General features: G+C 61.2%; 13 protein-coding genes and 1 pseudogene. 11 read left to right on the forward strand and 3 right to left on the reverse strand.

Annotated features, from left to right (window positions below; all coding sequences use genetic code 11):
* Positions 1 to 253: 253 nt before the first annotated feature.
* The 5 genes from HMPREF2978_RS08160 to HMPREF2978_RS08180 all read left to right on the forward strand — a co-directional run bounded on the left by HMPREF2978_RS08160 (position 254) and on the right by HMPREF2978_RS08180 (position 2,388).
* Positions 254 to 799, forward strand: a complete 546-nt coding sequence (locus tag HMPREF2978_RS08160; protein WP_034666346.1) for a TetR/AcrR family transcriptional regulator — start codon at positions 254 to 256, stop codon at positions 797 to 799.
* The gene (locus HMPREF2978_RS08165; RefSeq protein ID WP_048733039.1) at positions 796 to 1,155 is read left to right on the forward strand and encodes a DMT family transporter; all 360 of its coding nucleotides are present in this window, start codon (positions 796 to 798) and stop codon (positions 1,153 to 1,155) included. The genes HMPREF2978_RS08160 and HMPREF2978_RS08165 overlap by 4 nt, the downstream gene beginning before the upstream one ends.
* A complete protein-coding gene (locus tag HMPREF2978_RS08170; protein ID WP_003849969.1) occupies positions 1,152 to 1,481 on the forward strand; it encodes a DMT family transporter in 330 nt (109 codons plus the stop codon). Before HMPREF2978_RS08165 ends, HMPREF2978_RS08170 begins: the two co-directional genes overlap by 4 nt.
* Before the next feature lie 99 nt (positions 1,482 to 1,580).
* A complete protein-coding gene (locus HMPREF2978_RS08175; protein ID WP_174232238.1) occupies positions 1,581 to 1,895 on the forward strand; it encodes an NIPSNAP family protein in 315 nt (104 codons plus the stop codon).
* Between the two features lie 244 nt (positions 1,896 to 2,139).
* Positions 2,140 to 2,388 carry an alkyl hydroperoxide reductase gene (locus tag HMPREF2978_RS08180; RefSeq protein WP_240504687.1) on the forward strand — a complete coding sequence of 83 codons (249 nt, stop codon included), beginning with the start codon at positions 2,140 to 2,142 and terminating at the stop codon, positions 2,386 to 2,388.
* Between the two features lie 62 nt (positions 2,389 to 2,450).
* Here the strand turns inward: HMPREF2978_RS08180 and HMPREF2978_RS08185 are convergent, their stop codons facing one another.
* Entirely contained in the window at positions 2,451 to 2,834 is a 384-nt protein-coding gene (locus HMPREF2978_RS08185; protein WP_369815758.1) for a heavy metal-responsive transcriptional regulator, read from the reverse strand.
* Between the two features lie 227 nt (positions 2,835 to 3,061).
* Between HMPREF2978_RS08185 and HMPREF2978_RS08190 the strand changes: the two genes are divergently transcribed.
* The 5 genes from HMPREF2978_RS08190 (at position 3,062) to HMPREF2978_RS08210 (ending at position 7,488) form a co-directional block, all read left to right on the forward strand.
* Positions 3,062 to 3,454, forward strand: a complete 393-nt coding sequence (locus tag HMPREF2978_RS08190) for a hypothetical protein (protein WP_049361040.1) — start codon at positions 3,062 to 3,064, stop codon at positions 3,452 to 3,454.
* A complete protein-coding gene (locus HMPREF2978_RS08195; RefSeq protein ID WP_003849957.1) occupies positions 3,451 to 4,416 on the forward strand; it encodes a cytochrome c biogenesis CcdA family protein in 966 nt (321 codons plus the stop codon). The genes HMPREF2978_RS08190 and HMPREF2978_RS08195 overlap by 4 nt, the downstream gene beginning before the upstream one ends.
* The gene (locus HMPREF2978_RS08200; protein WP_070528166.1) at positions 4,413 to 4,961 is read left to right on the forward strand and encodes a TlpA family protein disulfide reductase; all 549 of its coding nucleotides are present in this window, start codon (positions 4,413 to 4,415) and stop codon (positions 4,959 to 4,961) included. The genes HMPREF2978_RS08195 and HMPREF2978_RS08200 overlap by 4 nt, the downstream gene beginning before the upstream one ends.
* Before the next feature lie 119 nt (positions 4,962 to 5,080).
* Positions 5,081 to 6,523, forward strand: a complete 1,443-nt coding sequence (merA, locus tag HMPREF2978_RS08205) for a mercury(II) reductase (RefSeq protein WP_070744959.1) — start codon at positions 5,081 to 5,083, stop codon at positions 6,521 to 6,523.
* Positions 6,524 to 6,777: 254 nt separating this feature from the next.
* Positions 6,778 to 7,488, forward strand: coding sequence for an ASCH domain-containing protein (locus tag HMPREF2978_RS08210; protein WP_070528163.1), 711 nt, complete (start codon positions 6,778 to 6,780; stop codon positions 7,486 to 7,488).
* 753 nt (positions 7,489 to 8,241) lie between these two features.
* On the opposite strand, the gene HMPREF2978_RS08215 is transcribed toward HMPREF2978_RS08210, so the two are convergent.
* Positions 8,242 to 8,844 (reverse strand): cadmium resistance transporter, encoded by a 603-nt coding sequence (locus HMPREF2978_RS08215; RefSeq protein WP_070528157.1) that lies wholly within the window; start codon positions 8,842 to 8,844, stop codon positions 8,242 to 8,244.
* Entirely contained in the window at positions 8,841 to 9,200 is a 360-nt protein-coding gene (locus HMPREF2978_RS08220; RefSeq protein ID WP_070523117.1) for a Cd(II)/Pb(II)-sensing metalloregulatory transcriptional regulator CmtR, read from the reverse strand. Before HMPREF2978_RS08220 ends, HMPREF2978_RS08215 begins: the two co-directional genes overlap by 4 nt.
* Before the next feature lie 256 nt (positions 9,201 to 9,456).
* Here HMPREF2978_RS08220 and HMPREF2978_RS08225 point away from each other — a divergent pair.
* Positions 9,457 to 10,166, forward strand: a pseudogene (locus tag HMPREF2978_RS08225) (IS6 family transposase).
* Positions 10,167 to 10,350: the final 184 nt, after the last annotated feature.

Here is a 10,350-nt window from a genome sequence, read left to right on the forward strand (position 1 = left end):
GCACCATAAAGCCCGTGCTCATCATCGAAGATGGCCTTGATTCGTGTCAATCCGACGGCAACATCACACTCACCACTTTTCTGTAGACATAAGACCTAGACCCCGCTAGACACGTGTAAAACAATGCTAGGAACGGCCCTATTTTACAGGAAACATTCTGCCGCATACCGGCGTAACAATAGGGTGTACCCCAGGTGCCCCTACCAGCGCCCGCAGTTGAAGGCTTCACCTACCAAATGGTAAAGTTAGCTATATGCGAACCAGTCAGCGCTCCGAGATCCTGGAAGCTGCCCTCCGCGTCATGAACGCAGCGGAGGGTGGCGACATTACCCTTGACGCAGTGGCCCACGAGGCCGGGCTCACCAAACCGGGATTGCTATATCACTTCCGCAACCGCGACGTACTGCTCGCCGCGATCGTCGACCACGCTGCGGCCAACGTCGAGAACGACATGACTGCCACCCTTGGCAAGCCCCTCGAGAACGCCAACGCCACCGAGCGGCTCCTGAGCTACGTTCACGTCGCCGCCCACGGGGCCGCCAAGCGCGCCGAGTTCATCATCTGGGGCCAAGCGACGTATCGGCCCGAACTCACCGAACCGTGGACTACGCGGATGGGCCGCTGGCTCGAACTCCCGGACGATCTCGACGCCGCCACCCGAGCCAGGCTGACCACCGCCCGACTCGCCGCCGACGGACTCTGGGGCGCCCAGGCCACAGGTGTGTCCACCCTCCACGGCGCGGATCTCGAAGCCGTCGTCTCCAGCATTCGCTCCCTGATCGAAGGAACAACCCCATGAAGCAGTGGTTCCTGCTCGCTGGCGCCATCACTACCGAAGTGGCGGCGACGCTGTCTCTCAAGGCGGCGCTCAATCACCCATCCTGGTACATCGTGGTTGCTGCCGGATACATCGGCACTTTCGTCTTCCTCACCTTCTGCCTGCGCGAAGGAATGCAGATCGGCGTCGCCTATGGCATCTGGGGAGCCAGCGGGGTCGTGCTCGCCGCCGTGCTATCCGCCGCGATTTTCGGTGAACCTCTGACCGCTGTGATGGGTCTTGGAATGGTTGCGATCATCAGCGGTGTCCTCACCGTCGAACTCGGCTCCCAGAAAGCTCAGCAAACCGCAGCCCAGGAAGCAGGAGTCAACTCATGAGATGGATCTTCCTCGCAGGCGCCATCTTGTCCGAAGTCGTCGCGACCATGTCGCTACGAGCCTCCGACGGTGGCCGGGTGAAGAAATGGTTCATCGGCGTCATCGCGGGGTATCTCGTGGCGTTCGTCGCCTTAAGTCTCGCCTTGGCCGACGGCATGGCCCTTGGCGTCGCCTACGGCATCTGGGCAGCATCCGGCGTAGCTCTCACCGCGATCCTCGCCCGGGTCATCTTCCACGAACCCCTCACCCGAACCATGGCCCTCGGCATCCTCCTCATCGCCGTCGGAGTTCTCACCGTTGAACTCGGCGCCAACTTGGCGAACTGACGCATTTCCGCAGGTAAACCAGGCAGATTGGTGTGCTGCACCACGAGGCGCACAGACAAAGGCTCCCCAATGAGCGCCTGTGGGCCTAGCGTTGTGGATGTGATCACCTGTGTCGTCCACTACACCATCGACCCCGACCAGATCGCAGCCTTTGAACAGTTCGCCCGCGCTTGGATGCGGCATGTCGACGAACACGGCGGCACCCACCACGGGTACTACCTACCCGCGGAAGGTGTGAGTGACCGTGCGGAATCCCTGTTCAGCTTCCCCAGCCTGGCTGCCTACGAGCAGTACCGCACCTTGTTCGGCACCCACTCGGACTTCATCGCCGCTGACCGGATTCGAGACGAGTCCGAGTGCGTCCTGCGGTACGAGCGCACCTTCATGCGGCCGCTCCTACCCCAGGGACACTGAAAGGGACTCCGGCAGCACGCTCGGCACAACCCACAACGCCGCAGGTCAGCGCGTACAGATGGGTGTAATCAACTTTTACAAGTGTTATCTGTCTCGGAGAGGATAAGAATCAGAGCATGATCCTCTACGTCCGGTTCCTACCCCAGATCATTCCCACCGAAAGCCGCCGCCAACCGGCCTGACCTCGCTCACTCGCCGGGCCACGGCATCACCATGGGGCTTGACCCTCGAGCCGGGAGCCCGGGTGCTTGCCAAGGTCCAGCGAAGCTCTCCTGCTGCCGTGAACTATGTCGCGGTGGACATCGCGTCCTACGAGACGGCCGATGAAATCAGGGAATTCCTGGCCGGAAATGGGGCGTCATCCCTGGCCTTTGCCTCTGATACCGATACGCGGCTCATCACCGCCTACCGGATAAACCAGGTAAGCACCGCTGTAATCCTGGACGCCGCGGGCACGGAGGTCTTCCGTGCCGTGGAGCCGGGTGCTGCGTAACTGCGGACGGCACTGGCCGCGGCGGGAGCCGGCTCAGTGAAGCCCCTTAGCCTGCGGCGGGCTCAGATGTAACTGCAGATTTGTTCAGCATCGCAGCGCTGAGGGTCGGCCACCTCGGCGGTTGCATATTGTTCGGCCACGGTCACCCGGAGCGCGGTGAGCTCCGCGATTTTCCGGTCCAGGTCCTGCAACTGTTTCCCCAGGACATCCCGTACGTGGGTGCAAGGCGTCAAACCGCTATCGCGGATCCGCAGAATGCCCTGGATCTGCGCCAGGGTCAGCCCGGCGATTTGGCTGCGGCGAATGAATTCGAGGCGGCTGAGGGTGTCGTGGGTGTAGTCACGATAGCCGTTGGCCGAGCGCTCAGCCGGTGGGAGCAGGCCCCGGTCCTCATAGAACCTGATCGTCTTGGTTGTTATACCGGCAGCATCAGCAACTTCACCGATTCGCATTTCGGGTCCTCATCTCGTTCCAAAAAATCGCATATGACCCTTCCATCGTACTGGAACGTTCCGCATCGGCACCCGCAAGCCAACAGGTCCCGTCGCCAGCTTGACCTTCCCCCTTAGTGGAAGGTTGATAATGGGGTGTGACGTACTACTGGCCGTCCGGTTTCGTGTTGGGGTCCCCTGTCGGGGTTCCGGACACGAGCCGGACATATGAAGGGATGATCATGTCAATAAAAGTGAAGGGCCGGAAGCGCTCTGGCCTGGTGCTTGCGGCAGGCACTCTGCTGTCCTTCCTTGGTGTTGTGATGGTGGCGCTGGTGTGCTGCGGGGTACCCGTTCTGACGGCTGCAGCCGGTGTTTTCGCCGCGGCCGGCGCAATGGCCGGCAACCTCTGGTTCATTGCCGCCGCAGCCCTTGCCGCCGCAGCCCTTGCCGCGGGGGCCCTGCTCCTGCGGGCGCAGCGTCGGGGCAGCCCGGGGACGGATTGTTGCGCCCGTTCCCGCCCGGGGGCCAGCCTGTCCGCGGGTTCTACTCCAACACCTCATTCATCGTCGGAGCAGGAGCGGTCCGGGCAGTCCCGGGCCGGTGCTTCTGAGGATGCGGGGTCACAGGGATGACGGGTGTTTTGGGTCTGGCCTTTCTGACCGGAATGCTTGCCACGGTGAATCCATGCGGGTTTGCGATGCTGCCAACCTATCTGGCGTATTTCATTGGTTCAGGCCCCGGTGCGGGACGGAAGCGGCCGTTGCTTGCAGGTCTTCAGGCCGGGGTTGCCCTCAGCGCCGGTTTCGCCACTGTCTTTGTTACGGCCGGCCTGCTCGCCGCTGTAGGCCTGCGGTCGGTGGCGTCGGCGCTTCCCTGGGCGGCGGCGCTGATCGGAGCGGTTATTGTGGTTGCCGGCCTTGGCATGGTGTTCGGATGGCAGCTGCCCGGGGCGAGGTTGAACCTGCCCCGGATTCTGAAGACGGACGGGACCAGTTCGGGCCTCAGGGCGGTCTTTGGCTACGGGGTGGCCTATGCGGTGGCTGCGCTCTCTTGCAGCCTGGCCGTGCTGCTGGCTGTTGTCGCCCAGGCTGTGTCCACCGGGAGCCTGGCCGGGCTGCTGGCGGTCTTCGCCGCCTACGCCTTGGGCTCCTCGGTGGTGCTGGTCCTTCTGTCCCTCGGTGCAGCGGTAGCGCGGGACGCCCTGGCACGCCACGTCCGAAGGATCCTGCCGTTTGTTAATCGTCTCGGCGGAGCCGCGCTTATCCTCGCAGGGATCTACCTGTTGCTCTACTGGGTTCCGGCCCTGTCCGGCGGGCAGGCCGGGGAGATCATGGGCGGGACGGTCACCGAAGCCAGCGCGGCGCTGTCCGGTTTCATCTCGGGCAACTGGCCCATCATCACCCTCACCGCGGTGGCCGCCGTCCTCGCCGCCGCGGCCCTGGCCCTGCGGCGCCGCAGTAAAAGCAAGGCACAGGACAACAGCGCAATCACGGACGGGGCTGAGAGCAGCGACAGCACCGAAGCGTGCTGCGGCCCGGAACATCTTCTTCCCGACACGGCGCCAGGGCGCACCAACCAGAAAGGAAACCCATGACAACGACCAGAAACCACCGGCGGATCTTCACCATTACTGCCGTCGTAGCGGCCGCGGCCCTCATCCTGGTCCTGGCCCTCACTGCGTTGAACCGCGGGAGCGAAACCGCTCCCGCCGCCGGGCCAGCGGGCGCAAACAACGTGGACAGGATCGAGATCACATCTGTGGACGGCAAGGCCCTCACCGTCCCTTCCACCCGCCCGACAGTGCTGTATTTCATGGCGAGCTGGTGCTATACCTGCGTTCCGCAGGCAGAAGCGATGAAGGAACTGGAACAGGAATATGCCGATAAGGCAGACTTCGTCGCCGTGGACGTGACGCCGGAGAACACAAAAACCCAAGTGGACCAGTTCCGCGAACTGGCCGGCACACCCGGATACCCCTTCGTTGTCGACCGGACCGGGGAACTCACCCAAAAGTACGCGGTCACATCCCTGGACAGTACCGTCGTCATCGCACCTGACGGTGACATCCTGGGCCGGGCCGATTCCCGGCCCATGAAGGCCGATGCCCTGAAGGCATTTCTTGACACAACACTTCCGTAGCAACACCGATCTCTTCGCTCCCGTTCTTGACCTTCCCGTGCAGGGGAAGGTGCAGACTGGGGACAGCATGCAAAAAGGAACGCCCCCGGGGTGTTCATTCGAGACTCCATGGAGGACTAATGCCTGAGGCAGCACCAGATTTTGATTTAGCCGTGATCGGTTCCGGAGGCGGCGCCTTCGCCGCCGCCATCCGGGCCACCAAGCTGGGCAATCGGGTCGTGATGATCGAACGCTCCACGGTGGGCGGGACCTGTGTGAACACCGGGTGCGTTCCCTCCAAAGCCCTGCTGGCCGCCGCCGAAGCCCGGCATGTAGCTGTGGATGCGACCGGAAGGTTCCCCAGGATCAGCACTTCCGCCGCCCCGGTGGACATGGGTGTACTGATAGACGGGAAACGCTCCCTGGTCGAGGGAATGCGCTCGGATAAATACGTGGATCTGGCCGCCGACTACGGATGGGACCTGCGCCAGGGCACCGCGGTGTTCGCCGGCACCCCGGAGGAACCGGTCCTGGAAATCACCGGACCCGACGGCACCCGCGACTCCCTGACCGCCGCCCATTATCTGGTCGCGACCGGTTCGACCCCGTGGGCACCCCCGGTGCCGGGACTGGATGAAGTCAACTACCTGACCTCGACCACCGCCATGGAACTGAACGAGGTGCCCGAGTCCCTGATCGTCTTCGGCGGCGGGTACGTGGCCCTGGAGCAGGCGCAGCTTTTTGCCCGCCTCGGATCCAAAGTGACCTTGCTGGTCCGCTCCAGGCTTGCCTCGCACGAGGAACCGGAAGCCTCCCGTGCGCTGATGGGCGTCTTCGCCGACGAGGGCATCCGCGTGGTCCGCCGCGCAGCCGTAACTTCGGTCCGCACAGATCCCGCCGGCGCAGAGGTCCTTGTCACCGCCACGGTCGCCGGGGGCCAGGAGGAATTCCGCGCCGCAAAGCTGCTGGTAGCCACCGGCCGACGCGCCGTCACCGACGGACTGAACCTGGACGCCGTCGGCGTCAAGACCGGCGACACCGGCCAGATCCTGGTCGAGAGCACACTCGCCAGCTCCAACCCCAGGATCTGGGCCGCAGGGGATGTGACCGGGCACCGAGAATTCGTCTACGTCGCGTCCGCCCACGGAACCCTGATGGTGGAGAACGCCTTCAACAACGCCGGGCGCGAGGTCGACTACCGGCACCTGCCCCGCGTGACGTTCACCAGCCCGTCACTGGCCGCGGTCGGCATGACCGACAAGGAAGCCAACGAGGCGGGCATCCGGTGTGAATGCCGGGTCCTGCCCCTGGAATACGTTCCCCGGGCACTGGTGAACCGGGACACCCGCGGCTTCATCAAAATCGTCGCCGACGCCGACACCGGACGGATTGTGGGGATCACCGCCGTCGGCAAGGAGGCCGGTGACCTGGCCGCCGCCGGAGTCTACATCCTCGAGGCCGGCATGACCGTTGACCAGGTCGCGAACCTCTGGTGCCCATACCTGACCATGGCCGAAGGGATCAAAATCGCCGCACAGTCCTTCACCACCGACGTCTCCAAACTCTCCTGCTGCGCCTCCTGACCCGCGCCAGATCCCAGCCTAATCCCATTACGTTGTTGGCAGTTCCGCTTGAAGGAGCCCAGGATTCGTACTCCTAGCCCCATGCTGGGGCAGGCTATGTTTATCTGCGTTCCTTCTGCCTTGTGGCAGTGGAACTAGTCGCTGGCTTCGGTATGGCTTATTTTCGTCCCTGTCTGAAAATGATCCGGGGGGGGGTGTTCCCGATCTCTGTCTTCGCATAGATCAAGCGCGTTAGCATTTATTACCCTTAAAGAGTGATTACCAACGAACTTCGAAATTTACTAGCCAAAGCAACCACCCATGCACAGCGTTTTCAAGACGGAGAAGACCACACTGTAGCCGCAGCACTCCTCACCAAATCAGGCAAACACGTACTCGGTTTGAACGCGCACCACTTCCTCGGTGGTCCTTGCGGGGAAGTCTCGGCTTTAGCCAACCATGCTGCTAGTTATCCAGAGGACCCAATCCAAGCAGTAGCCGCCGTATACGGACCTACTGGTCAAGTTATTCCTCCCTGCGGTAAATGCCGCCAGGTGCTTTTTGATGTTGATCCGTCCATCCGGTGCATCGTGCGCGGAAGCAATGGACTTGAAGCACCTACCGTAGAAGAACTCTTACCATTCGCATTCAACTGGCGAGACATAGAACAAGAGCAGCGCATCTACATGTGGGAAGGCTACGAGGAATCAATTCGTAGCGGAGAAAAGCAACAAACCATCCGAGTAGATGATCCTTTCCATGAAGGAAGTGCCCAAATTGTCTTCGAGAAAGAATCCGGAGAGGTCGTCACCATTCCTGCACAGGTCACGTCCGTTGTCTCGACCCAGCGAAGTGAATTATCGGAAAAGCAAGCTAGAAATGACGGTTTTGGCTCTCTCACCGAGCTTCAGGAAGCGCTAGATACTCACTATCCCGGATTAGCTGCCGATGACGAAGTCGACCTCGTAGAGTTCAAACTCCAGTAATTCAAACAATCTAAAAGCGCACTTACCCTTTTTGTAGAAGCAGTAAAACTACACCAGAGTTTGTGACTTAGGGGAGTGCTTCACATCTGCAAAACCGACGACTAATTTCTTGTTTTTCTGTGTGTCAGCTCACTAACCAAAAGCCTAGGACACGCACCTGTGCGCCTTGTTTATTGGAGCGCACGGGGATACTGGAGACTACGAGTACGCACTAGACGCCGCCAACAGTGCAGCCGGACACCTGCAAGCAATACAAGCGGAGCTGCCTTCCACTTCCCCACTGGACCGCGACGCCGGCATGCTCGCCAAGTTCGTGCGCGCAGCACAACGAAATCTGTCTCAACAACGACCCGCAGATAATCCCGACGAACTTCTAGACTTAGCCACCAGCCTCAAAGAAAGGCTGGAAGGGGCGGATTCTAGGGGTCATTTTTCTTTGGCTAAACGCGGTTTTAGGCCGAATTTCGGCTCTCGACCACGAGCTCTAGGCCACGGGCTTCGTCCTCGTTTGAGAACCAGCCGGTGGCCTTGGTCGGGCTACGCCGCAAGCGGTGGCGCGTTGGGGAAAGCGTCGGTGCTAGTCTCATTGCGTCCGCGGGTGAAATTGGATAGCCGAAAGTTTAATTGCTGGGATTCTGTAAACTCTGTGTGATTAGATTCACACGCCCCGACAGCGCTTCAAAAAGACCTTCCGGGCGTTATAGGAGCCACCGATAACGCCCGGTCGGGGCCGTTTGGAACGCTGCCGCTACGTCAGAGCCCGAAGGCTCCGCCGCTGACGAGGATCACGATACCGAGGCCGATGAGAACGATGGGAAAGAGGATGTGCTCAAAGCGTTCGAGCACTTCCGCGATCGGGGGGCGGGTTGCGACGAACTTTGCCAGGGCCACCAGGACCGCAACGAGCGCGAGGAAAATAACGCAGTAGGCGACTACTGCGAGAGGCTCCACGCTGAGGAATACAGGGGTGTAGACGCCGATGTTGTCGCCACCGTTGGCAAAGGTGACGCCTGCGACTGTCCCCACGCCAACCTTCTTGCCGGCAATCTTGGCCTCGTCGTCATCGTCCTCATCGTCTCCGCGCCAGGCCTCCCATGCGGCCCAGAGGCCGAGGCCCAGCGGGATTAGACCGAAGTACGGGATGGCTGTCGAGGGCAGGAATGCTCCGGCGCCCATGGTCACTAGAACCGCGGCACCGAGGATGCCCGCGAATCCGAGGTACTGGCCGGCCAGAATGCGGGCGGTAGTGCCGCGCTGGCCTGCCCCTCGCGCGAAGAAGAGGGAGAGCACGATGATGTCGTCGATGTTGGTAGCTGCGAACAGGCCTATCGCCTGCAAGACCGAGGTGAGGATCATGCGTCCTCCCCAGCTGCGTAGCACCCGGGAAGCGAGCAGGCGGGATCGATGCACGGGGCGTCTTCGTCTACTGCCAAGGTGGCATCGACCAATGTGGTCAGCGCCTGCGCCAGGTGCGGATCGGCGATCTCGTATCGTGTCCGACGCCCCTCGGGCTCGGAGACGACAATCCCACAATCGCGCAAGCATGTCAGGTGGTTGGACACGTTCGGGCGTGTCAGGTCCAGATCTCGGGATAGTTCCGCCGGGTAGGCGGGATGGTCGAGCAGGGTCAAGATGATCCGGGATCGAGTGGGGTCGGCCAGTGCACGACCCAGGCGGTTCATCACGTCGAGACGCGAAGCAATAGTCAGCATGCGCTGAACTATACAGCGATCGCTGAACTAGTCAAGTTCCGGGTAGCGGTGCAGCTGTGTGCGCTGCTGAAGAGACAGTGAAAGTAGCAGAGATGGCGCAGATTCCGGCAAAGTTGCGAAAACAGCTGAACCACGCTCGTTTCTGATGATCGGCCCATGTGCGATTTGTGCCGCGCCGAAGGCAACCGAATTGGCTCGAAGTGGTGCTGTTGCAAAGTTGGGGCAGTAGAAAGACCGACGTGAAATAATCAGAGCCATGGGCATCTTCTCCGGTCGGCATTTCCCCCGTGACATCATCCTGTGGGCGGTGCGGTGGTACTGCCGCTACGGCGTGAGCTACCGCGACCTCGAAGAAATGATGACCGAGCGGGGTGTGCCAGTCGATCACACCACGATCTACCGCTGGGTGCAGAAATACGCCCCTGAGCTGGATAAGCACACTCGCTGGTACCGGCAGGTACCCGACTGGCAGGCCCGGTCCTGGTGGGTGGATGAGACCTATATCCGGGTCGGCGGCACGTGGTGCTATCTCTACCGGGCTATTACCGCCGGTGGGCAGACCTTAGACTTCTACCTCTCACCAAAACGGAATGTGGCTGCGGCCAAGCGTTTCCTGGCCAAGACGCTACGATCGAATACGACAGCCGGGTCCCCGCGGGTCATCAACACCGACAAGGCACCAGCTCTGGCCAAGGCAATATCCGAGCTGAAGGCGGAGGGAATCTGCCCTCAGACGGTGGAGCACCGGCAGGTGAAATACCTGAACAACGTTCTCGAGGGAGATCATGGCCGACTTAAAAGAATCCTGGGACCGAAGGGGCGTTCAAAAACCGAATTTCCGCCTACCGGACGTTGAAAGGGATGGAAGCGATGCATTCATTACGGAAAGGTCAGGGCACGATGTTTGCTTATGGGCACCCCAATCCGGACGCGGTGATCGTCAACCGGGTCTTCGAGACGGCCTGAGAACGCCAGCACGCAGCGGCCATCAGGAAATGAGAAACTGGGTCGTCTCGGCTCTCCGCCCAACTTTGCAACAGCACCTATCATATATAGTACATGCCAGCTAAAGGCTTTCATCTTTACACAGCGTTGGATTTGTACTCGCGCAAGGTTGTGGGATGGACTGTCCAACACCGACAGGAAAAGA

Source organism: Corynebacterium sp. HMSC074C01 (assembly GCF_001814605.1).
Lineage (GTDB): Bacteria > Actinomycetota > Actinomycetes > Mycobacteriales > Mycobacteriaceae > Corynebacterium.